This window comes from Streptomyces sp. NPDC048514, assembly GCF_043199955.1.
In the GTDB taxonomy this organism is placed as follows: Bacteria; Actinomycetota; Actinomycetes; order Streptomycetales; family Streptomycetaceae; genus Streptomyces.
On sequence record NZ_JBICWT010000008.1, the window covers coordinates 350,509 to 373,220 of the forward strand.

The window sequence follows — 22,712 nt, forward strand, 5'->3', positions numbered from 1 at the left end:
GCGTCCTTTCGCTGGGTGGTGGGCGGGTCTTGTCCTCACCGTCCCAGCGCCGGACCGGTCAGGTCCATCGAATGTTTTCGACCATTCCTTCCAGCAGTTCTGAATGGTTGCAGGGAGGATCCACGGCTCGCCCGCAAGCCGTTCGCGGGGGAGTAACTTCCTTGCCGCCGACCGGTCCGGCACCGATACTCACCGCATGCAGCAGCGCAAGGACGCCGTCGACGCGGAGATCGACCAGTGGGCGCAGGTGCGGTCCGACCTCGACACCAGGGCGATGGAGATCTTCGGCCGCGTCTTCCGGCTCACCCGCGCCATGGGCGACCGGATGGAGAAGGCGTACGAGCCCTACGGCATCTCCCGCGGCGAGTTCGACGTGCTCGCCACCCTGCGCCGGGCCGGCGAGCCGCACGCCCTCTCGCCCCGCCGGCTGTCGGCCGCCCTCATGCTCACCACCGGCGGTATGACCGGCCGCCTCGACAAGCTGGAGCGGGCCGGGCTGCTGCATCGCTCCCCCGATCCGCACGACCGGCGCGGTCTGCAGGTCACGCTCACCGAGGAGGGGCTGCGGCTGATCGACGAGGCCGTCGGCGCCGGACTGGCCGAACAGGAGGCCGCCCTGACCTCCCTGACCGCCGAGCAGGCCGGACAACTCGCGGAGTTGTTGCGGGAGTTGCTGTACGCCACCGAGGAGTAACCGGGAAGCAGCCGCCCCGGCCGCTCCGGACGGCCGCCGCACGGATCAGCCGGCGGCCGCTCGGGGCTCCCCGCACGGCCGCCGCACGGCTCAGCCGGGGGACCCGACGTGGCGGGTGACGGCAGCCGCGACCTCCGCCGGGGCGGCCGCGTCGGCGGCCCAGGCCGCATAGCCGTCGGGGCGCACCAGCACGGACGTGCGACGGTCGCCCGCCCAGCGGGTCACGGCCAGCCGGTCCGCGCGGCCCGGCCCCGGCTCGAACGGCTCCGGCGTGATCAGCACGAACCGGCTGCCCCGCAGTGCCTCGTGGAGGCGGCCGCCACCCGCCAGGGCGACGTCCGGGACCCGCGCTCCGGTGAGGCGGTGGGCGCCCCGGGGCGCGGGGTAGCGGTAGCCGATACCGGTGATCTCGCCGACGACCTTGCGCCGCGCCGGACCGACCGTGTCCAGGAAGGCGGTGAGGGCGGCGCGCGCCGCCAGCGTCCAGGGGCGTCTGGCCATGGCGAGGCGGACGATCCCGCCGCTGCTGCGCAGCACCGCCTTGCCGACGGGGTGGCGCTCGTCCTGGTAACCGTCCAGCAGTCGCGGGTCCGCGTGGCCGCCGGCCACGGCCGCCAGCTTCCAGCTGAGGTTCGCCGCGTCCTGCAGCCCGGTGTTCATGCCCTGGCCGCCGGCCGGCGTGTGCACGTGCGCCGCGTCACCGGCGAGGAAGACCCGGCCCACCCGGTAGGCCGGCGCCTGCCGCTCGTCGCTGTGGAAGCGGGACATCCAGCGGGCGTCGTGCATGCCGAAGTCGCGGCCGAGCGCGAGCCGGGTGATCTCCTTGACCTCCGCCAGATCCAGCGGCTCGTGGTCGGGCACGTTGCGGCCGCGGTGCCAGCCGATCACCCGGTGGTAGCCGTCACCGAACGGCGCGAGGAAGGCGAAGGCGTCGCCTACGGCGTTGACCGTGAGCAGGGTCGGGGGCTGCTCGGCGAGCCGGACGTCGGCGAGGACGACGGACCGGATGACCGACCTGCCCGGGAAGGGCAGACCGATCGCCTCCCGCACGGCGCTGCGCATGCCGTCGGCGCCGACCACGTACGCGGCCCGGAAGGTCTCCGCGCGCCCGCCGGGCCCGCGGGCCTGCAGGGTCACGCCGTCCGCGTCCTGGTCGAGGCCGGTCACCTCCGTCCGGTACCGGAAGTCGGCACCCGCCTCGATCGCGCGCCGCTCCAGCGCCTTCTCGACCTCGTACTGCGGCAGGACGAGGAGGTGGCGGAAACGGGAGGGGAGGTCGGTGAGGTCGATGGTGAGGCGACCGAAGAGACGAAGGCGGTCCAGGGGCTGCCCCACGGCCTCGAGACCGTCGGCGAGACCGCGGACGTCGAGCTGCTCCAGGGTGCGGGCGTGCAGGACGAATGCGCGGGAGAGGTTGCTGATGTCGTGGGGGCGCTTCTCGAGGACGGTGACCGGGATGCGGGCGGTGGCCAGGTCGCCGGCCAAGAGGAGGCCGGTGGGACCGGACCCGACGACGACGATCCCGGGGGTTCCTGCGGTGCCGTTCATGGTGGCCTCCTGGGTGCCAACGGGTGGTGATCGACGTTGTGGCGGTCGTCGCCTGACGGCCCACACGCGAGGGCCGATACGTGATGGCCCTGGTGGGAGGCCGAGACGTGATGGCCGACACCTGTCGGCCAACGCTTGTTGGCCTACGCCGGCTGGCTGACGATCACCGACCTACGCCTGTTGGCCAACGTTTGTTCGCCTGCGTCGGCCGGCCGGCGATCATTGGCCTACGCCTGTTGGCCAACAAGCGTTGGTCAACGTCTGTTGGCAAGCGTAGGCCGATACGGAAGCTCAGTCAACACTTGTTGGCCTACGCGTGTTGGCCTAAGCTCGTCGGCATGACCGGCAGTACCGAAACGCCCCAGCCCCCGCATACGGCCGCACCGCCGCCCGCGGCCGGGAAGCCCTCTCGGGCCACGCCCCAGGCCCGCCGCTCCGACGCGACGCGGGGCGCCATCCTCGCCGCCGCCCGCGAGCGCTTCGCCTCCGACGGCTACGAGCGGGCCACGATCCGGGCCATCGCCAAGGACGCGCGCATCGACCCGTCGATGGTGATGCGGTACTTCGGCAGCAAGGAGGGCCTGTTCGCGGCGGCCGTCACGCTGGAGCTGCGGCTGCCCGACCTGACGCGGGTGCCGCCGGACGAGGTCGGGCGGGCGATGGTGGGCCACTTCCTGGGCCTGTGGGAGGAGAACGAGGAGCTGACCGCCGTCCTCCGGGTCGGCGTCACCAACCAGGCCGGGGCCGAGCGGATGCAGGACGTCTTCCGGGACCAGTTGCTGCCGGTGGCACGGCAGGTGTGCCCCGACCCCGAGCAGGTCCCGGCGCGGGCCGCGCTGTGCGCCGCGCAGCTGCTCGGGCTGGCCCTCACCCGCTACGTGCTGCGGCTGCCACCGGCCCGGGCGCTGACCCGCGAGGAGCTGGTGGCGTGGCTGGGGCCGACCGTGCAGCGGTATCTGACCGCGCCGAACCCCTGACGCGGCCGGCCCGCACGGCTCGGAGAAACACCGAGGGCGCCGGTCTCCCCCGGGTACGGCGTGTGCGCGTACCGACGGGGGGACCGGCGCCCTCGGCGACGGAATCTACGGTGCGGTCAGGCCTTGGCGTCGGCGCCGGACCTGACGTTGATGTTGGACGTGGTGTCGTCCTTCTTCCGGTGGGACCGGTCCAGCACCATGACGAGGCCGGCGATGACCACGAACAGGGCGATCGGGAGGAACACGTAGAGACCCAGCGTCTGGATGACGCTCAGGCCAGAGCCGGGGTCGTCGCCGTCGTCGCGGGCCACCGCGAGCGCGGGGGACGACATGAGCAGCATCATCAGCGTCGTACCGGCGGCCAGGGCGCCGGCGCGCAGGGCGTTCTTCTTGTCCACGCTCTCAAGTTAGCGAACCGCCGCGCGGGGTGCGCGCCCGGGGTCCGCGTACGCGATGCGGGGTGCGGACACGGGTGGGCCGGCGGGCCGAGGTGTGGGCGCGGACGTCGTCCTCCTCAAGTCGGTCGGCGTGCCCCGTCCCTCGAGCCTCCGACGGAGCCGGTTCCTCAGGCCTCCGGTGGGGCCGGTGGGTCCGGAGGGTTCAGTGGGTCCGGCAGGTCCGGTGGGGCGGGGTGCCGGAGGACTTCCAGCAGGGCCCGCAGGCGTCCCGAGGCCGCCAGTTCCTCCAGCGGCACCGGCCTGCCCTCGCGGTCGGCGATCGGCAGCCGCCAGTTCGGATACTGGTCCCACGTGCCCGGCAGGTTCTGCGGGCGGCGGTCGCCCACCCCGTCCGGCAGCCAGACGCCGAGCAGGCGGGCCGGGGTGCGGAGCAGGAAACGGTGGACGGCGCGGATCTCCTCCTCCTCGTCGGAGCCGGGCGGTCCGGCCGCCGGACTGTCCAGCAGACCGAGGCTGCCCAGCAGCGCGAGCCATTCCGCCGCGTCGGCGGTGGCCTCGGCGCGCTCCTCGGACGCCAAGCGGGTGAGCAGGCCGAGACGGTCGCGCAGCTCGACGTGGTCGCCGGTGAGCCGGGCGGCGGTGGGCGGCAGATCGTGGGTGGTGGCGGTGGCCAGGCAGTCTGCGCGCCAGCGCTCGGGCGGCAGCGGGTGGCCGTCGCCCTCCCAGTCCCGTTCGAACCAGAGCACGGAGGTGCCGAGCACCCCGCGCCGCTGCAGTCTCTCGCGCACGCCGGGCTCGACGGTGCCGAGGTCCTCGCCGATGACGACCGCGCCGGCCCGGGTGGCCTCCAGGGCGAGGAGGGCGAGCATGGCGTCGGCGTCGTAGCGGACGTAGGTGCCCTCGGTGGGCGGGCTGCCCTGGGGCACCCACCAGAGCCGGAACAGGCCCATGACGTGGTCGATGCGCAGGGCGCCGGCGTAGCGGAAGAGGGCGCGCAGCAGGTCGCGGTAGGGGGCGTGGCCGCACGCGGCGAGCCGGTCGGGACGCCAGGGCGGCAGCCCCCAGTCCTGGCCGCGGGCGTTGAAGGCGTCCGGTGGGGCGCCGACCGAGGTGCCTGCGGCGAACACGTCCTGCTGTGCCCAGGCGTCGGCGCCCACCGGGTGCACGCCGACGGCGAGGTCGTGCACGATTCCGACGGGCATCCCGGCCTCGCGGGCGGCGCGCTGGGCGGCGCGGAGCTGGCCGTCGGTCAGCCAGGCGAGGCGGGCGTGGAAGTCGACGCGGTCGGCGAGTTCGGCGCGGGCGCGGGCGGTTTCGGCGGAGCGCGGGTCACGCAGCCCGTCCGGCCAGCGGTGCCAGTCGGAACCGTGGATCTCGGCGAGGGCGTACCAGGTGGCGTGGTCGTCGAGCGCCTGGCCGTGGGAGGCGCGGAAGTCGTCGTAAGCGGCCTGCCTGCCGGGTCCGAGGGGGACCGCGAGGACGAGTTCCAGTGCCTCTCGCTTCAGCTCCCACACGGCGTCGCGGTCGATGAGGGCGCCCTTGTCGAGGACGGTGGCCCGCAGCCGCTCGGCCCGCTCCAGCAGGCTGTTCAGTCGCTCGCGGTCCGCGACGTAACCGAACTCGCCGATCTCCTCGATCCGCAGGTGCACGGGGTCGGGGAAACGACGGGAGGAGGGCCGGTACGGCGACGGGTCGGTGGGGGCGCCGGGTACGGCCGCGTGCAACGGGTTGACCTGGATGAACCCGGCGCCGGCGGTGCGCCCGGCCCAGCCGGCCAGCTCGGCGAGGTCCCCGAGGTCGCCCATGCCCCAGGAGCGGCGGGAGAGCAGCGAGTACAGCTGGACGAGGAGGCCGTAGGAGCGTCCTGGCGGGGCGGGCAGCCGGTCGGGGGCGACGACGAGGTGGGCGTGGCCGGTGCGGCCGTCGGGCGCGAGCGCGGTCAGCCGGTGCACGCCGAGGGGAAGCCCGGCGGTCCCGTCCCGCTCCTCGCCCTCCTCGGTCTCGACGCGCAGCCGGGTGCCGACGGGCAGTGCGGCGAGGGCGGCGGGGGGCTCGGTGCCGGCCCACTGGACCAGTGTCGGCGGCAGCAGGCGCTCGCGCAGTTCGCGTTCCCGCTCGGTGAGCGCGGCGTGGACGGCGTCCGGGGTGCCCGCGTCGACGCCGAGGGCGGCCAGGGCGGCGACCACGGCGGAGGCGGGGACCGCGACGGTACGGTCCGGTGCGGGGCTGTAGGAGCCGGCGACCCCATGCAGTTCGGCGAGCCGGGACAACTCGGGGCCCGCCGTCCGGGGCGGCTCCGTGTCGTCGTACGCCGCGGCCATCTACACCCCCGCGGTGAAGAAGTCGGGGATCGGGTCTGACTCGCTGGTCAGCGGGGCGGTCTCGGCGAGCGGGGGCTCACTGGTCAGGGGTTCGGCGTCCGGCAGCGGCGGTTCGCTGGTCAGCGGCGCCTGCGTGCACGCGCTCTCGGAGCTGAAGACGCACAGGGGCGCCTCGTCGGTGTCGGCGGACTGGTCCGCCACGGGTTTCCACTGGGCGGGGACAGGAAGTCGAGCCGGTGCGGCCACGGGGGCCTCCTTGTGGGTGTGATCGGTGGGGGGCGGGGAGGGGGCGGGGAATGGGGGGCGGTCGGTGAGGGGTCGGTCGGTGACGGCCGGGGGGTGGAGGTCGGCCGGTGGGGGGCGGTCGCTGGGGATCGGTGCCGTGTCGGACGGGGTGCGGTTCTCGGTCGGGTTACGGCAGGCCTACCCCGTGAGGGCGTCGGCACTCACGGCCGTTGCCGGAGCACCTGATGGAGTGGCCGTGGCCCGGAGCCGGCCCGATGATCGGCAGAAGGGTTGTGAGACCGCTCCGCCCCATGGGGGGCCGGCGGGAGAAGGCCAGGCCACCGGCCGGCACTGAAACCGGGACCACCGGCCGGCACTGAAGCCAGGCCCACCGGCCGGCACTGAAGCCAGGACCACCGGCCGGCACTGAAGCCAGGACCACCGGCCGGCACTGAAGCCGGGGCCACGGGGCGGCGCTGGAGCCGGGGCCACCGTCGGACAGGAGGCAACCGGCGCCGCGCGCAGCCCTGGCCGGCCCCGCCGGCCCCGACCGCCCGGTCCTGCCCTGCGTCGGCCCGTCCCGTCCCCACACGCAACGGGGCCCGGACCGGCTACGCGGAGATGCCGTCGATCCGGGCCATGGCGTCGTCCGCGCCGTACGGCTGCAAGTAGGGCAGCCAGCGCGGGTCCCTGTGGCCGGTGCCGATGATGCGCCAGGCCAGGCCGGTGGGCGGAGCCGGTTTGTGGCGCAGCCGCCAGCCCAGCTCGACGAGATGCCGGTCGGCCTTGACGTGGTTGCAGCGGCGGCAGGACGCCACCACGTTGTCCCAGCGGTGTTGGCCCCCGCGGCTGCGCGGGATGACGTGGTCGACGCTGGTTGCGACGCCACCGCAGTACATGCACCGGCCCCCGTCGCGCGCGAAGAGCGCCCGCCGGGTGAGTGGGACGGGCCCCCGGTAGGGAACCCGCACGAATCGCTTGAGCCGGACCACGCTGGGTGCGGAGACTGTGACGGTCGCGCTGTGCATATAGGCGCCGGATTCCTCGAGGGAGACGGCCTTGTTCTCCAGGACGAGGACGAGCGCGCGGCGGAGCGGTACGACGCCGAGCGGCTCGTACGACGCGTTGAGGACCAGGACATGCGGCACGGGTGCCTCCTTGGGCGTCGGCGGCGCGTGGCTCGCGCCGGGACGATCTGCAGTCAGTCTCCCCTCATGCCTGGTGACCGCGCCACCATGTCCCGGTAACGGGCTGGGAGTGTTTTCGACCACACCGGATACATCCCCCGGACGAGTGCCTGCTCAAGCCGGGGTGAGCCCCGTCTCTCCTGTGGCACGCCTCCCCGGATCCGTGGGGGGCACGCGCGATGCCCCGTTAGTGTGGTGGTCCTGTCCGTCCGGTGACCTTTTCGTGACCTTGACCGCCCACCGGTGCGGACCGCGCAGCACCTTGGAGGTACCTGCCGTGTCGTCCTTGCCCGCCGCCCTGTCGGCCGCCGGTGCATCGCCGTCCCCGTCACCGTCCCCCTCCGGGTCGACGCCCCCGGCCGTGCCGACGCTCCAGGACGCCCAGGAGAGCGCGACGAACGCGGCGAGCTGGGTCGAGCAGAACTGGTCGACGTGGCTGGCCATGGGCCTGCAGATCCTGCTGGTCGTGGTCGTGGCGATCGCGCTGAGGGCGGTGGTGCGGCGGGCGATCACGAAGCTGATCGACCGGATGGGCCGCACCACGCCGGCCATGGAGGGCAGCGCGCTGGGCGGGCTGCTGGTCAACGCCGAGCGGCGCCGGCAGCGCTCGGCCGCGATCGGGTCGGTGCTGCGTTCGGTGGCGAGCTTCCTGATCCTCGGTACGGCCGCGCTGATGGTGCTGGGCACCTTCAAGATCAACCTGGCGCCGTTGCTGGCCTCGGCCGGTGTGGCCGGCGTGGCGATCGGTTTCGGTGCCCGGAACCTGGTCACGGACTTCCTCTCGGGCGTGTTCATGATCCTGGAGGACCAGTACGGCGTCGGGGACGTGATCGACGCCGGTGTCGCCTCCGGCGAGGTGATCGAGGTCGGTCTGCGGGTGACCAAGCTGCGCGGCGACAGCGGCGAGATCTGGTACGTCCGCAACGGCGAGGTCAAGCGGATCGGGAACCTCTCGCAGGGCTGGGCGACGGCCGGGGTCGACGTGACCGTGAAGGCGAGCGAGGACCCGGACAAGGTCAAGGCCACGCTGGACGAGGTCGCCGAGAAGCTGAGCAAGGAAGAGCCCTGGAACGAGCTGCTGTGGGGCCCGGTCGAGGTGCTCGGCCTGGACTCGGTGCTGATCGACTCCATGGTGGTCCGCGTCTCCGCCAAGACGATGCCGGGCAAGTCGGTGACGGTCGAGCGGGAGCTGCGCTGGCGGATCAAGCGGGCGTTCGACGCGGCGAGCATCCGCATCGTGGGCGGCGCGACGGCCGTGGAGGACATGGCGGACGCCCCGGACCCGACGGCGGCGGTCGCGGCGCCGGCGGTGTACGCCAACGCGGACTCCCCGCAGACGGCGGCGACGGCACCGATAGTCACCCAGCGCCCGGCACCGCCGGCGAAGTAGGGGAACGGTCCAGCCGCAGCACGGGCACGGTCCGGCACACGCGTCCCAGTGGACGGACGGGGCGTTCCGGCGCCGGGAGCGCACGGGGTGCCCCGTCGTTCCGCGGGGGCGCCCGGCTCGTCGGCCGGTGACGCTGCACCGCGGCTCGCTCCGGCCGGTCGGCGACGACCGGGCCCGGACACCCCGCCCGCCTGCGGGAGGACCTGCCCCGTACGGACAGGCAGCCTCGCCCCCGCGCCACCCGCGCCCCGACCCGCACCCCCGCGCCCCCGGCGCCCCGACCCCCACCCCCGCACCACCGGCGCCCCGCGCGGCCCCGCGCCCCCGGCGCCCCGCGCGGCCCCGCTCCGCCGGCGCCCCGACCCGCACCCCCGCGCCACGGGCCCCCGCCCCGCACCCCCTGCCCCCGGCGCCCCGCGCGGCCCCGCTCCGCCGGACCCGCACCACCGGCGCCCCGCGCGGCCCCGCATCTTCGCGCCCTCGAGGTAACGACTCCGTTGCCTCGGGGGCGTTGTCTATTGACGCCCCCTTCGTCCTGGGCTTACGTTCCTCCCACCCCAATAGGAAAGTTTCCTAACAATGATCTCCGCGGACCGATGATCGAGACTGGACTCCGCGCTCGGATCACTGAGAACCTGGGCGGCTGGAAAGGCAGGTGTCGACCCCATGGCAGGAACCGCCGGTACGCCGGGCACCCCGCGCGTCCTGCGCGCCATGAACGACCGTGCCGCCCTGGACCTCCTGCTGGAGCACGGGCCGCTGTCGCGCACCCGGATCGGCAAGCTCACCGGCCTGTCCAAGCCGACCGCCTCGCAGCTGCTGGCCCGCCTGGAGGCGGCCGGGCTGGTCCGGGCGACCGGCACCAGCGAGGGCCGGCCGGGTCCCAACGCCCAGCTGTACGCGGTCGATCCCGGTGCCGCGTACGCCGCCGGACTCGACGTCACACCGGACCGCATCCGCGCCGCGGTCGCCGACATCACCGGCCGCACGGTCGGCGAGCACGAGCTGCCCACCCCCGGCCGGCGCCCGGCGCAACCCGTCGTACGCCAGGTCACCGACGCCCTAGACGGCGCGGTGAAGGCCGCCGGGCTCGCCCGGTCCGACGTGCACCGGCTGGTCATCGGCACCCCCGGCGCTTTCGACCCGGGCACCGGGCGCCTGCGCTACGCCTCCCACCTGCCCGGCTGGCACTCCCCCGCGCTGCTCGACGAACTCGCGGCGGCGCTGCCGATGCCGGTGGAGTACGAGAACGACGTCAACCTCGTCGCCATAGCCGAACAGCGGCTCGGCGCGGCCCGCGGTCATACGGACTTCGTGCTGCTGTGGAACCAGGAGGGACTCGGCGCCGCACTGGTCCTCGGCGGCCGGCTGCACCGCGGCTGGACCGGCGGCGCCGGCGAGGTCGGCTTCCTGCCGGTACCGGGCACGCCCTTGGTGCGCCAGGTGACCAGGGCCAACAGCGGTGGCTATCAGGAGCTGGCCGGCTCCCAGGCGGTACCCCGGCTGGCCCGCGAACTCGGTATCGCGGACGTGCCGTCGGGGCCGTACACCGAGGCCGCGGCGGAGCTGGTGGCCCGCGCCGCCGACCACGCGAGCGGCCCGCACCGGGAGCTGCTCCAGACCTACGCGACCCGGCTGGCCACCGGTCTGGCCTCGCTCGTCTCCGTCCTCGACCCCGAACTCGTCATTCTCAGCGGCTCCGCCCTGACGGCCGGCGGCGAGGTGCTGCGCGCCCTCGTCCAGGCCGAACTGGAGGAGTTGGCGGCGGCCCGGCCCCGGCTGGTCGTCGGGGACGTCCGTGAACACCCCGTACTGCGCGGCGCGTTGGAGTCCGCGCTCGCCACCACGCGCGACGAGGTCTTCGACACCTCGCGCTGAGCCCTACCGAACCGGCCGGACCCCGGCCCTCCGGAGCACCGCCCCAGCACCGTCTCCGCGCCACCCGGCAGCACCCGAGCAGTACCCAGGTAGCACCTCCCCCTCTCACCCATTCCGCCCCCGGGAGACCTCGCCATGCCCGAAGTCGCATCCTCAGTCGTCCGAAAGACGGCTTTTGCCCTGACCGCGTCGCTGGCCCTGCTCACCACCGCCTGTACCGGCCAGTCCGGCTCGGGTGCCACGGACGACGTGTCGAAGGACACGACGATCAACTTCTGGCACGCCTGGAGCGCGCCGAACGAGGTGAAGGCGGTCAGGTCGCTGGTCGCCGGCTTCGAGAAGGCGCACCCGAACATCCACGTGAACATCGTCGGCAACATGACCGACGACAAGATCAACCAGGCACTGCGCTCCGGCGGCGGCAAGGCGCCGGACGTGATCTCCTCCTTCACCACCAACAACGTGGGCAAGTTCTGCTCCTCGGGCGCGCTGGTGGATCTGAACCCCTTCTTCGAGAAGTCGGGCATCGATCCGGAGACGACCTTCCCGAAGCCGATGAACGAATACACCCAGTTCGACGGGAACCGCTGCACGGCTCCCCTGCTCGGTGACGCGTACGGGCTCTACTACAACAAGACGGCGTTCGAGAAGGCGGGCATCGCGAATCCGCCCAGGACCTGGTCCGAGTTCGAGGCCGACGCCAGGAAGCTGACCATCACCCAGGGCAACGGCTACCGCCAGCTCGGCTTCATGCCGAACTACCACGGCTGGGAGTCCACCACCGAGCACTATTTCGGGCAGTTCTCACCGTCCTATTTCGACAAGGACGGCAAGTCGAACATCGCCGCCGACCCGGCCTTCGAAAAGGGCTTCACCCTGCAGAAGAAGCTCGTGGACGAACTGGGCGGTTTCCAGAGGCTGGAGAGGTTCAGGGCGACACTCGGCGACGAGTGGGGCCCCCGGCACCCCTTCCACACCGGTCAGGTGGCCATGCAGCTCGACGGCGAGTGGCGGCTCGGGATGGCCGAGGAGGCCAAGCCGAAGTTCGAGATCGGCGTCGCCCCGCTGCCGGTGCCGGACGACCGGGCCGCGCAGTACGGCAAGGGCTACATCACCGGCACCATCACCGGCATAGCCGCCACCAGCCACAAGCAGAACGCCGCCTGGGAACTGGTGAAGTACATGACGACGGACACCGACGCGGTGGTCGGTTTCGCCAACGCCATCCACAACGTGCCCTCCACGCTCGCGGCGCTGAAGTCCCCGAAGCTCACGTACGACCCGCGTTTCAAGACGTTCCTGGACATCGCCGGCAACCCGGATTCCACCACCTCACCCGCGTCGGTCAACGGCGGCGTGTACCTGGTGACGATCCAGCAGTTCGGCTATGACTACGAGAGCGGCAAGGTCACCGATCTGAAGGCCGGCCTGAAGAAGACGGCCGCGCAGATCGACACGGATATCGCGCAGGCGAAGTAGCCGATGAGTACGGTCACTCTGGCATCCAAGCGCCGCCGGTCGGCGCTGCGGACCCTCGCCTTCATGTCGCCCTGGCTGATCGGTTTCGCGGTCTTCTTCGCGTACCCGCTGTTCTCGACGGTCTACTTCTCGTTCATGCACTACGACGGTTTCCGGCCGCCGACGTGGAGCGGCGGGAGGAACTGGGCCTACGTCTTCGAGCACTATCCGCTGTTCTGGCCCGCCCTGCGCAACACCCTGTGGCTGGTGCTGATCATGGTGACGCTGCGCGTGGTCTTCGGACTGGGCGTCGGCCTGCTCATCACCAGGATCAAGACGGGTACGGGCGTCTTCCGCACCCTGTTCTACCTGCCGTACCTGGCCCCGCCGGTCGCGGCGACCATGGCCTTCGCGTTCCTGCTCAACCCCGGCACGGGACCGGTCGACTCGCTCCTGGAGAAGGTGGGGATCCCGGCTCCGGGCTGGTTCAACGACCCCACCTGGTCCAAGCCGGCCCTGACCCTGCTGGCGCTGTGGGGCGTCGGCGACCTGATGGTCATCTTCATGGCCGCGCTGCTCGACGTGCCGGCGGAGCAGTACGAGGCGGCCTCCCTGGACGGCGCCTCGGCCTGGCAGCGCTTCCGCTACGTCACCCTTCCGAACATCTCCCCGATCGTGATGTTCGCCGTCGTGACCGGCGTGATCCAGACCATGCAGTACTACACCCAGCCACTGATCGCGGGGAAGGTCGCCTCGGGCGTGATCCAGGGGGCCGGCACCCAGTTCGAGCCCGGCTACCCGGACAAGTCGACGCTCACCCTCCCCCAGCTCGTCTACAACCTCGGCTTCCAGCGCTTCGACTACGGCTCGGCGTGCGTCGTCGCCCTCGTGCTCTTCGCCCTGTCGATGGCGTTCACCGCACTGCTGATGCGGCGCCGCGGCGGTCTCATGCAGGCAGGTGACTGACCATGACCCACGTACTGGACCAGCCGGTGAAGCAGACGCCCCCGGTGTCGTACGGCGCCGAACGCACGGCCCGGCGCCGCGCCCTGCTGGAGTGGATCGCGGTCCACGCCCTGGGGGTCGCCGCGGCCCTGTTCTTCGTGCTGCCCTTCGTGTTCGTGTTCCTGACCTCGCTGATGAGCGACAGCCAGGCCCTCAGCCGCGACCTGGTCCCGCACACCTGGGAGTGGGGCAACTACCGCAAGGTGTTCGACACCCCCGGCTTCCTGACCTGGTGGAAGAACACGCTGTTCTACGCCGGCCTCGGCACGGTCCTGACGGTGGTGTCCTCGACACCGGTGGCCTACGCGCTCGCCAAGTTCCGCTTCCGGGGCCGCAATCTGTCACTCATGCTGGTGATCTCGATGATGATGCTGCCTCCACAGGTGATCATCATCCCGATGTACCTGTTCTGGGCGAAGCAGCTGGACCTCTCCGGCACCCTGTGGCCGCTGATCGTCCCGATGGCGTTCGGGGACGCGTTCTCGATCTTCCTGCTGCGCCAGTTCCTGCTGACGATCCCGAACGAGTACCTGGACGCGGCGCGCGTCGACGGCTGCGGAGAGCTGCGCACCCTGCTGAAGGTCGTCCTGCCCATGGCCAGGCCGGGCATCGCCGCCGTGGCCCTCTTCCAGTTCTTCTACGCCTGGAACGACTACTTCGGCCCCCAGATCTACGCGTCCGAGAATCCCGGCGCCTGGACCCTGAGCTACGGCCTGGAGTCGTTCAAGGGCGCCCACCACACCGACTGGAACCTCACCATGGCCGCGACGGTGCTGGTCATGGCCCCCGTGATCCTCGTGTTCTTCTTCGCCCAGAAGGCGTTCGTCGAGGGCGTCACGCTCACCGGAGTGAAGGGTTAACCACGTATGAAACTCACCGTGGTCGGCGGCGGCTCGACCTACACCCCCGAACTCGTCGACGGCTTCGCACGCCTCAGGGACACCCTGCCCGTCGAGGAACTCGTCCTCGTTGATCCGGCCGCGGACCGCCTGGAGCTGGTGGGCGGCCTGGCCCGCCGCATCTTCGCCAAGCAGGGCCACGACGGCCGGATCGTCACCACCGGCGACCTGGACGCCGGTGTCGAGGGCGCCGACGCGGTCCTGATCCAGCTGCGCGTCGGCGGGCAGGCGGCCCGGCAGGAGGACGAGACCTGGCCGCTGGAATGCGGCTGCATCGGCCAGGAGACGACCGGTGCGGGCGGCCTCGCCAAGGCGCTGCGCACGGTCCCGGTGGTCCTGGACATCGCCGAGCGCGTCCGCCGCACCAACCCGCGGGCCTGGATCATCGACTTCACCAACCCGGTCGGCATCGTCACCCGCGCTCTGCTCCAGGCCGGCCACCGGGCGATCGGCCTGTGCAACGTGGCGATCGGCTTCCAGCGCAAGTTCGCCGGGCTGCTGGGCGTGGCCCCGGCGGACGTCCACCTCACCCACGCCGGCCTCAACCACCTCACCTGGGAGACCGGGGTCCGGCTGGGCGGCCCGGAGGGCGAGAACGTCCTGCCCAAGCTGCTCGCCGAGCACGGTGACGCGATCGCCGACGACCTGCGCCTGCCCCGGCCGCTGCTCGACCGCCTGGGTGTCGTCCCCTCCTACTACCTGCGCTACTTCTACGCCCACGACGAGGTCGTACGCGGCCTGCGCGGCAAGCCGTCCCGGGCGGCGGAGGTGGCGGCCATGGAACGCGAACTGCTGGCGATGTACGGCGATCCCGCCCTGGACGAGAAACCGGCGCTGCTCGCCAAGCGGGGCGGCGCCTACTACTCGGAGGCGGCCGTGGACCTCGCCGCGGCCCTGCTGGGCGGCGGCGGCAGCCCGTACCAGGTGGTGAACGCGCTCAACAAGGGCACGCTGCCCTTCCTCCCCGACGACGCGGTGATCGAGGTCCAGGCGGCGGTCGGCCCGAGCGGCCCCGCGCCGCTGCCGGTGCCCGACCTGGACCCCCTCTTCGCGGGCCTCGTCGCGAACGTGACCGCGTACGAGGACCTGGCCCTGGAGGCGGCGCTGCGCGGCGGCCGCGACCGGGTCTTCCGCGCCCTGCTCGCCCACCCCCTGATCGGCCAGTACGAGTACGCCGAGACCCTCACCGACCAGCTGATCGCACACAACCGGGAGCACCTGGCGTGGGCCTGACCGCACCTGAGACCGCGCGCCGCACCGCCCCGGGGCCGAGGGGTGCCGCCGCCCCCGGGGGTGCGAGCGTCCTCGCCATCGACGCGGGCAACAGCAAGACCGACGTGGCCGTGGTCACCGCCGCCGGGGAGGTCCTGGCCACGGCCCGCGGCGGCGGCTTCCGGCCGCCCGCGGTGGGCCTGACGGCGGCACTGGACGCGCTGGCCGAACCGGTCGCGCGGGCCTTCGCCGAGGCCGGTGTGCCCTCGGTCGCCCATGTGTCGGCCTGTCTGGCCAACGCCGACCTGCCGGTCGAGGAGGAGCAGTTGGCGACCGCCCTGCGGGGGCGCGCGTGGGGGCGGTCGGTGGAGGTCCGCAACGACACCTTCGCGATCCTGCGGGCGGGCGTGGCCGAGCCGCGCGGCGTCGCGGTGGTCTGCGGGGCGGGCATCAACTGCGTCGGGATGCGCCCCGACGGCCGCACCGCCCGCTTCCCGGCCATCGGCCGTATCTCCGGGGACTGGGGCGGCGGCTGGGGCCTGGCCGAGGAGGCCCTCTGGCACGCCGCGCGCGCCGAGGACGGCCGGGGTGAACCGACGGCCCTGGCCCGCACCCTGCCCGCGCACTTCGGCCTGCCGACCATGTACGCCCTCATCGAGGCCCTGCACCTGGAGCACGTCGAGCACGACCGCCGCCACGAGCTGGCCCCGGTGCTCTTCGCGACGGCCGCGGACGGGGACCCCGTGGCCCGCTCCCTGGTCACCCGGCTCGCGCAGGAGGTCACGGTGATGGCCACGGTGGCCCTGACCCGCCTGGACCTGCTGGCGGAGGAGACACCGGTGCTGCTGGGCGGCAGCGTCCTGACCGCGGGCCATCCCCAGCTGGACGACGCCATCCGCGACCTGCTGTCCGCCCGCGCCCCCGAGGCCCGCCCGCGTGTGGTCACGGCCAGCCCGGTCCTGGGCGCGGCCCTGCTGGGGCTGGACCGCCTGGGGGCGGGGGCGGAGGCGGGCGAAAGGGCCCGCGGGTACTGGGAGTCGGGAAAGGTGTGAGGCCGGAAGGGCGAGCCCCGCAGCGGAACCGATCCGGCGCCTCCCGCGTGTTCATCAACAGGGGGTGGTGTGCCCGGCGCGCGCGCTCCCCCGAGCACGCTGCGATCCGATCAAGATCCAGTGAAGGCCGGTGCGCGGGCCGGTCCGGGCGGTGATACTGGGCGGCGAACGGATGACCATGGGGGAGGTCGAGTGACACACCCGCCGAAGAGCAGCGCGGCGCCACCTCTGCCGGAGGCCGCGGCGCCCGGCGCCGCCCCCGGTGTGCCCCCGCAGCGGCCCGGCCGGCCGGCTCCCCCGGTGCCGCCCGCGGCCCCGGACCGCCGTACGGCCTTCGCGGAGGGTGTGGAGCGGGTGCGGGCCGCCGCGACGACCGAGCCCGGCCGGCTGCGGATCATCGGGGCCGTCCTCGCGCTGCTGGTCGTCGCGTTCGGGGCCGTCACCGCCTGGCAGACCAGCGAACGGGCGGCCGCCGCCGACGACGTGCTGCGCCGCAGCCAGCCGCTCAGTTCCGGCGCGGCCGGGATCTACCGTTCGCTGGCGGACGCCAACACGGCGGCGTCCAGCGGCTTCCTCGCGGGCGGCCAGGAGACCGCCGGCACCCGGGACCGGTACGAGAAGGACATCCGCGGTGCCGCCGCCGGGCTGGTGACCGCAGCGTCCAGCGCCGAGCCCGGCTCGGCCGCGGAGGCGGCCATCATCCGGCTGAACCGGCTGCTGCCCGAGTACAAGGGCCTCATCGAGCGGGCCCGGACCTACAACCGGCAGGGCTATCCGGTGGGCGGCGCCTATCTGCGCTACGCCAACGAGAAGATGCAGAAGGACATGCTCCCGGCGGCGGAGGACCTCTACACCAAGGAGAACCAGCGGCTCGACGCCGACTACGCGGACGCCACGCCCTACCCCTGGGCCGCCATCGCGCTCGGCGCCGTCGCGCTCGCCGCGCTCGGCTGGGCCCAGCACCGCTCGTACCGGCGCACCCACCGCGTCCTGAACCACGGCCTGGTCGCCGGAACCGCCGCCACCACGGCCGTACTGCTGTGGCTGGTCGTCGGGCACATGGTCGCCCGGTCGGGCCTGGACGGCTCCTACGACCACAGCATCCGTTCGCTCAGCGTCCTGCACGACGCCCGGATCGCCTCCCTGAAGGCGCGCGGGAACGAGAACCTGAGCCTGGTGGCGCGCGGCGCCGAGACCATCACGGTCGACGGCAAGCCGTACGACGCCTACTACTACGACTTCGACAAGGAGATGGGCGTGCTCGGCAAGCGGCTGACCGAGGCCGGCACGCTCGCCGACGACGGGGCCGGCAGCACGCCGGTCAAGGCGGCCGAGGGCGACATGGCGGTGTGGAAGCAGCGTCACGCCGCGGCGCGCGCGGAGGACGAGAACGGCAACTACCAGCAGGCACTGGACAAGGTGATCGGCGCCAAGGGTGCGACCGGTGAGTGCTTCGACGGCGTCGACGCCAGCCTCGCCCGGGCCATCGACCACGAGCAGAGCGAGTTCCAGCAGGCCGCCGGGGACGGGCGGGACGCCATGACCGGGCTGCCGGTCGGCGCGGCCGTCCTCGCGGTGCTGGGCGCGGCCGGTGCCGTGGCCGGCATCGGGCGCAGGCTTTCGGAGTACCGGTGACAGGGGGCAGGGCGATGTACGGGACACGTGCTCGGGCCTCCCTGCGGGGCTGGGGCGGGGTCGGCGCGATGGCGGTGCTGTGCGCGCTGGCGCTGGCGTTCGCACTGTTGCTGCCGCGCACCCAGGCGCCCCCCGAGGGCGGCTCCGCCGGGCAGCGGGTGGCCACCGGCCGCCAGGCACGCGCCGGCGGCTGCACCGACTCCGAGGCGCAGAAGCAGACCCTCGCCCCGTCCGGCGCGGACGGTCCGACGATCGACGCCATCAAGGCCCGGACGGGCGCCAAGCGCAAGCTGATCGTCGGCGTCGACCAGAACAGCTACCACTGGGGCTACCGGAACCCGAACACCGAGGGCGCGGAGCTGGAGGGCTTCGACATCGACCTGGTGCACCGGATCGCACAGGACATCCTGGGGGACCCGGACGCCGTGCAGTTCAAGGCGATCCCGACCAGCCGGCGCATACCGGCGATCCAGGACGGCCGGGTGGACATGGTCGTGCGGACGATGACGATCACCTGCGACCGGCTGGCCCAGGTGGCCTTCTCCACCCCCTACTTCAAGACCGGTCAGCAGGTGCTCGCGCCCAAGTCGTCAGCCGTGACGGGCTACGACGACTCCCTCGCACACAAGAAGGTGTGCACGGCGGCCGGTTCGACCGCCTCCACCAAGCTGGCCGCCGACCGGAAGGCCGGCGAGCTGCCCGCCTCCACCGACATCGCCGCCACCGTCCCGAACCAGCTGGACTGCCTGGTCCGGCTGCAACTCGGCGAGGTGGACGCGGTGGTGACCGACGGCGCGCTCGCCGCGAGCCAGGCCGCGCAGGACCCCGCCGTCGAACTCAAGGGCGAGGCGTTCACCACCGAGTACTACGGCGTGGCGATGAAGAAGGACGCCACCGATCTGGTACGCCGGGTCAACCGCATCCTGACCGACTACCGCGCGCACGGCTGGCAGGCGTCGTACGACAAGTGGCTGTCGGCGACACTGGGGAGGGACTCGGCGGCCTCCGAGCCGCCCGCGCCCCGGTATCTGCGCGACAGCTGAACCCCGCTTACCCCGACAGGCCGACCAGACAGCAGCGAGAGGTGATCGATGGGCGTCACGGACCCCGCCGGGCCGGTGATGGACCGGGACGAGGTGGACCGTGCGCTGGCGCGGCTCGGCCAGGAGCACGAGGCGATCGAGACCTCGCTGCTGGCCCTGCAGGACCACGCGGGCCGCAGACTCCTCGAGGGCGCCGAGCTGACCGGTGTGACCAGGGAACGCTGGCAGGCCACTGAGGCCCGGATCACCCTGTTGTGGGGGTACTTCGACGCCTACGCGGCCGCGTTGCGCTCCGCCCGCGAGATCCGCGCCAGGCGCCGCTGGTCCAGCCGCGAGGACCTGGTCGAGCTGACCGGGCTGCTGCGCGGTGAGGCCGTCACCGTCGCCGGGAACGGCACGCTCAGCGAGACGTTCTCGCTGACCGCCCTGGTGGACCGGATGAACGAGCTGTACGCGACGAGCCTGGACCTGGTCGTCGCCGCCGACGCCGTCTGGTCGGCGCTGCCCGCGCGCATCGATTTACTCGCCGCCGAGCTCCAGCGCACCCGCAAGCTCGCCCACTCCGTCGGGGTCCGGCCGGGCGAGCATCCGGCCGGTGACGACCTGGAGCGGATCACCCGCACGCTGACCAGGCTGCGCGAGGAGGTCGTCTCCGACCCGCTGGCGTACTGGGTGCCGGCCGAGGGCAGTTCGGCGCCCGGCGGGGGCCGCCCGGACACCGCGGTGTACGACCGTGAGGCGCGCGCCCTGGAGGACGTGCGGCGGGAGATCGACGCCGTGCTCACGGTCCGGCAGGACGCGGAGGCGCGGCTGATCCGGCTGCGGGACCTGCTCTCGCGGGCGGATCGCACCCTCGCCGAGGCCCGCACGGCGCGCGGCGAGGTGCTGGCGAAGATCGCCGCCACCGAGGTGCCGGTCGTCAGCGGGCCGCCGACCGTGCTGCAGGAGCAGCTGGCCACGGCCGCCGAGTACCGCCGGCAGGCGCGGTGGCACCGGCTGTCGCCGCTGCTGGAGTCGCTGGAGCGGAAGGCGGAGGACGAACTGCTGCGCGCCCGCGAGTCGTTGACGGCGGTCACCGCGCCGCTCGCGGTCCGCGCCGAGCTGCGGGGCCGGCTGGACGCCTACCGGGCGAAGGTCGCCCGGCACGGCCTCGCCGAGGATCCGCTGCTGATCGAGCGCTACGACGCGGCCCGGCGGATGCTGTGGAGCGCGCCCTGCGATCTGCGCGTGGCGGAACAGGCCGTGCTGCGCTACCAGCGGTCGGCTGCCGAACAGCTCGGCAGCGCCGGAGCGCCGCAGGACCGTGAGGGGGACCAGTCATGAGCCAGCCGGGGCAGACCTGTCAGCGGCCGGGCTGCGAGGGGACGTACGAGGACGTCGGGGGCGGCGAGCTGTACTGCGACACCTGCGGTCTCGCGCCGGTCGTCGCGGCGGGCGGCATGGTGGGCTCGCCGCCCACCGGAGTCACCAGGGCCTCGGCACAGAGCGGCAGTTCCCGCAGCTCGCGCAGCTCCCGCACGTCCTCCCAGTCGTCGAAGTCGCGCCGCTCGGTGTCCGGGCGGCTCTCCCGGTCCCTGTCGGGAACGTCCACCGGCCGGTCGGTGTCGGTGCGCAGCTCCGGTTCGTCCTCGGGGACGTCGACGCGTGGGCGGCTGGGCGCCGGGCTGGTGAGCGTGCCGCAGGTGCCGCGGCCCGACCCGCGCGCCATGGTGCTGGACAATCCGGAGGTGCCCGAGCGGAAGCGATTCTGCTCCCGCTCGGACTGCGGGGCGCCGGTCGGCCGGGCCCGCGGGGAGCGCCCCGGGCGGACGGAGGGTTTCTGCACCAAGTGCGGACACCCGTACTCCTTCGTGCCCAAGCTGAAGGCCGGGGACATCGTGCACGGCCAGTACGAGGTCGCCGGCTGCCTCGCGCACGGGGGGCTCGGCTGGATCTACCTCGCCGTGGACCGGGCCGTCTCCGACCGGTGGGTGGTGCTCAAGGGCCTGCTGGACACCGGCGACCAGGACGCGATGGCCGCCGCCATCTCCGAGCGGCGCTTCCTGGCGGAGATCGAGCACGCCAACATCGTGCGGATCTACAACTTCGTGGAGCACCTGGACCAGCGCACCGGCTCCCTCGACGGCTACATCGTCATGGAGTACGTCGGCGGCAGGTCGCTCAAGGAGATCGCCAACGGCCGCCGCACGGCCGACGGCAGGCGGGATCCGCTGCCGGTGGAACAGGCCTGCGCCTACGGCATCGAGGCCCTGGAGGCCCTCGGCCACCTGCACAGCCGCAACCTGCTCTACTGCGACTTCAAGGTCGACAACGCCATCCAGACCGAGGACCAGCTCAAGCTCATAGACATGGGCGCGGTGCGCCGCATGGACGACGAGGAGTCGGCGATCTACGGCACGGTGGGCTACCAGGCGCCCGAGGTCGCCGAGGTCGGCCCCTCGGTGGCGAGCGACCTGTACACGGTGGGCCGCACCCTCGCGGTGCTCACCTTCGACTTCCAGGGCTACACGAACGTCTTCGTGGACTCCCTGCCCGACCCCGACACCATCGAGGTCTTCCGCCGCTACGAATCCTTCTACCGGCTCCTCGTGCGCGCCACCGACCCCGACCCGGCCCGCCGGTTCGCCTCCGCGCAGGAGATGTCCGAACAGCTGACCGGGGTGCTGCGCGAGGTCGTCGCACTGCAGAGCGGGCGGGCGAGGCCCGCGCTGTCGACCCTGTTCGGGCCCGAAGTACGCGTCGTCGACAGGGAGTTGTTCCCGCACCTGGACGGCGAGGTGTCCCGGCTGGGCGCCCGGCCGGTCCGGCGGGCCGCGGCCGGTCCCGCCCTGCCCCCGCCGTCCCTCGTCAGACCGGTCGAGACCCCGGCCGCCGCGCAGGCCCTGCCGGTGCCGCTGGTCGACCCGAACGACCCCAACGCCGGTTTCCTGGCGGGCCTCATGGCCTCCGCGCCGGCCGAGCTGATCAGCGCACTGGACGCGGCACCCGCCCGGACCGTGGAGAGCCGGCTGCGGCAGGTCCGCGCCCGGCTGGAGAGCGGCGACCACCGGTCCGCGCTGGCGAGCCTGACCGAGCTGGACGAGGAGCGGCCCGACGACTGGCGGGTGGTCTGGTACCGGGGCGTGGCCGCCCTGGTCACCGGCGACTTCGAGGGCGCCGCCCTCGGCTTCGACGCGATCTACGACGCCTTCCCCGGTGAGGCCGCGCCCAAGCTGGCCCTGGCCCTGTGCGCGGAGGTGCTGGGCCAGCTGGACAACGCCGCCGAGTACTACCGGCTGGTGTGGGCGACCGACCCGAGCTATGTGAGCGCGGCCTTCGGTCTCGCCCGGGTGCAGCTCGCGGCCGGTGACCGGCGCGGCGCGGTGACGACGCTGGAGTCGGTTCCGGAGTCGTCCATCCACTACACGGCCGCCCGGGTCGCCGCCGTCCGGGCGCGGCTCAGACAGCGCACGGCGACCGCCGGTGACGTACCGTTCCTGGACGACCTGACCGCCGCCGCCGGGCAGGTCGAGGCGCTGGACGCGTACGGTCTGGACCCGGTCCGGCGTGGGCGGTTGTCGGCCGAGGTGCTCGGCTGTGCGCTGGACTGGATACTCTCCGGAGGCCAGGGCACCGCCCGGCCGGCCCCCGGTGGGCAGGTGCTGCTGGGCACCGGTCTGGACGAGCGGGGCCTACGCTTCGGACTGGAGCGGGCCTACCGCACGCTGGCCCGGCTGGCGCCCGGCGGCGAGGAGAGGATCGAACTGGTGGAACGGGCCAACCGTTACCGCCCCCGGACGTGGGTGTAGTT

18 protein-coding genes are annotated in these 22,712 nt (G+C 73.1%); 13 read left to right on the forward strand and 5 right to left on the reverse strand.

Features of this window, described 5'->3' with window-relative positions:
- Positions 1–196 precede the first annotated feature (196 nt).
- Positions 197–694: a MarR family winged helix-turn-helix transcriptional regulator gene (locus ACGFT2_RS20035; RefSeq protein ID WP_393279826.1), complete on the forward strand. Its 498-nt coding sequence runs from the start codon at positions 197–199 to the stop codon at positions 692–694.
- Positions 695–784: 90 nt separating this feature from the next.
- Here ACGFT2_RS20035 and ACGFT2_RS20040 read toward each other — a convergent pair whose 3' ends face one another.
- Positions 785–2,242 carry an FAD-dependent monooxygenase gene (locus tag ACGFT2_RS20040; RefSeq protein ID WP_393279829.1) on the reverse strand — a complete coding sequence of 486 codons (1,458 nt, stop codon included), beginning with the start codon at positions 2,240–2,242 and terminating at the stop codon, positions 785–787.
- Between the two features lie 338 nt (positions 2,243–2,580).
- On the opposite strand from ACGFT2_RS20040, the gene ACGFT2_RS20045 reads away from it, so the two are divergent.
- The gene (locus tag ACGFT2_RS20045; protein ID WP_393279832.1) at positions 2,581–3,219 is read left to right on the forward strand and encodes a TetR family transcriptional regulator; all 639 of its coding nucleotides are present in this window, start codon (positions 2,581–2,583) and stop codon (positions 3,217–3,219) included.
- A gap of 116 nt (positions 3,220–3,335) precedes the next feature.
- On the opposite strand, the gene ACGFT2_RS20050 is transcribed toward ACGFT2_RS20045, so the two are convergent.
- The 4 genes from ACGFT2_RS20050 to ACGFT2_RS20065 form a co-directional block, all read right to left on the reverse strand.
- The gene (locus ACGFT2_RS20050) at positions 3,336–3,617 is read right to left on the reverse strand and encodes a hypothetical protein (protein WP_393279834.1); all 282 of its coding nucleotides are present in this window, start codon (positions 3,615–3,617) and stop codon (positions 3,336–3,338) included.
- Positions 3,618–3,784: 167 nt separating this feature from the next.
- Positions 3,785–5,938, reverse strand: coding sequence for a 4-alpha-glucanotransferase (malQ, locus tag ACGFT2_RS20055; protein WP_393279836.1), 2,154 nt, complete (start codon positions 5,936–5,938; stop codon positions 3,785–3,787).
- On the reverse strand, positions 5,939–6,184 hold the full coding sequence (locus ACGFT2_RS20060) for a hypothetical protein (protein ID WP_393279838.1): 246 nt from the start codon (positions 6,182–6,184) through the stop codon (positions 5,939–5,941).
- Between the two features lie 590 nt (positions 6,185–6,774).
- Positions 6,775–7,311, reverse strand: coding sequence for an HNH endonuclease (locus tag ACGFT2_RS20065; protein ID WP_393279840.1), 537 nt, complete (start codon positions 7,309–7,311; stop codon positions 6,775–6,777).
- Between the two features lie 316 nt (positions 7,312–7,627).
- Here ACGFT2_RS20065 and ACGFT2_RS20070 point away from each other — a divergent pair, with 316 nt between their 5' ends.
- From ACGFT2_RS20070 to ACGFT2_RS20120, 11 genes are all read left to right on the forward strand, one after another.
- A complete protein-coding gene (locus ACGFT2_RS20070) occupies positions 7,628–8,740 on the forward strand; it encodes a mechanosensitive ion channel family protein (protein ID WP_393279842.1) in 1,113 nt (370 codons plus the stop codon).
- Positions 8,741–9,406: 666 nt separating this feature from the next.
- Entirely contained in the window at positions 9,407–10,618 is a 1,212-nt protein-coding gene (locus tag ACGFT2_RS20075) for an ROK family protein (protein WP_393279845.1), read from the forward strand.
- Positions 10,619–10,753: 135 nt separating this feature from the next.
- Positions 10,754–12,097, forward strand: coding sequence for an ABC transporter substrate-binding protein (locus ACGFT2_RS20080; RefSeq protein ID WP_393279848.1), 1,344 nt, complete (start codon positions 10,754–10,756; stop codon positions 12,095–12,097).
- A gap of 3 nt (positions 12,098–12,100) precedes the next feature.
- Positions 12,101–13,042: a carbohydrate ABC transporter permease gene (locus tag ACGFT2_RS20085; RefSeq protein WP_393279851.1), complete on the forward strand. Its 942-nt coding sequence runs from the start codon at positions 12,101–12,103 to the stop codon at positions 13,040–13,042.
- Between the two features lie 2 nt (positions 13,043–13,044).
- Complete coding sequence (locus ACGFT2_RS20090; RefSeq protein ID WP_393279853.1) at positions 13,045–13,941, forward strand: carbohydrate ABC transporter permease; 897 nt, start codon at positions 13,045–13,047, stop codon at positions 13,939–13,941.
- Positions 13,942–13,947: 6 nt separating this feature from the next.
- Complete coding sequence (locus ACGFT2_RS20095; RefSeq protein ID WP_393279856.1) at positions 13,948–15,213, forward strand: 6-phospho-beta-glucosidase; 1,266 nt, start codon at positions 13,948–13,950, stop codon at positions 15,211–15,213.
- 77 nt (positions 15,214–15,290) lie between these two features.
- Positions 15,291–16,244: an N-acetylglucosamine kinase gene (locus tag ACGFT2_RS20100; protein WP_393280052.1), complete on the forward strand. Its 954-nt coding sequence runs from the start codon at positions 15,291–15,293 to the stop codon at positions 16,242–16,244.
- Positions 16,245–16,436: 192 nt separating this feature from the next.
- Complete coding sequence (locus tag ACGFT2_RS20105; RefSeq protein WP_393279858.1) at positions 16,437–17,879, forward strand: hypothetical protein; 1,443 nt, start codon at positions 16,437–16,439, stop codon at positions 17,877–17,879.
- Positions 17,880–17,893: 14 nt separating this feature from the next.
- Positions 17,894–18,922, forward strand: coding sequence for a glutamate ABC transporter substrate-binding protein (locus tag ACGFT2_RS20110; protein WP_393279860.1), 1,029 nt, complete (start codon positions 17,894–17,896; stop codon positions 18,920–18,922).
- Positions 18,923–18,970: 48 nt separating this feature from the next.
- The gene (locus ACGFT2_RS20115) at positions 18,971–20,245 is read left to right on the forward strand and encodes a hypothetical protein (RefSeq protein WP_393279863.1); all 1,275 of its coding nucleotides are present in this window, start codon (positions 18,971–18,973) and stop codon (positions 20,243–20,245) included.
- The gene (locus ACGFT2_RS20120; RefSeq protein ID WP_393279865.1) at positions 20,242–22,710 is read left to right on the forward strand and encodes a tetratricopeptide repeat protein; all 2,469 of its coding nucleotides are present in this window, start codon (positions 20,242–20,244) and stop codon (positions 22,708–22,710) included. Before ACGFT2_RS20115 ends, ACGFT2_RS20120 begins: the two co-directional genes overlap by 4 nt.
- Positions 22,711–22,712: the final 2 nt, after the last annotated feature.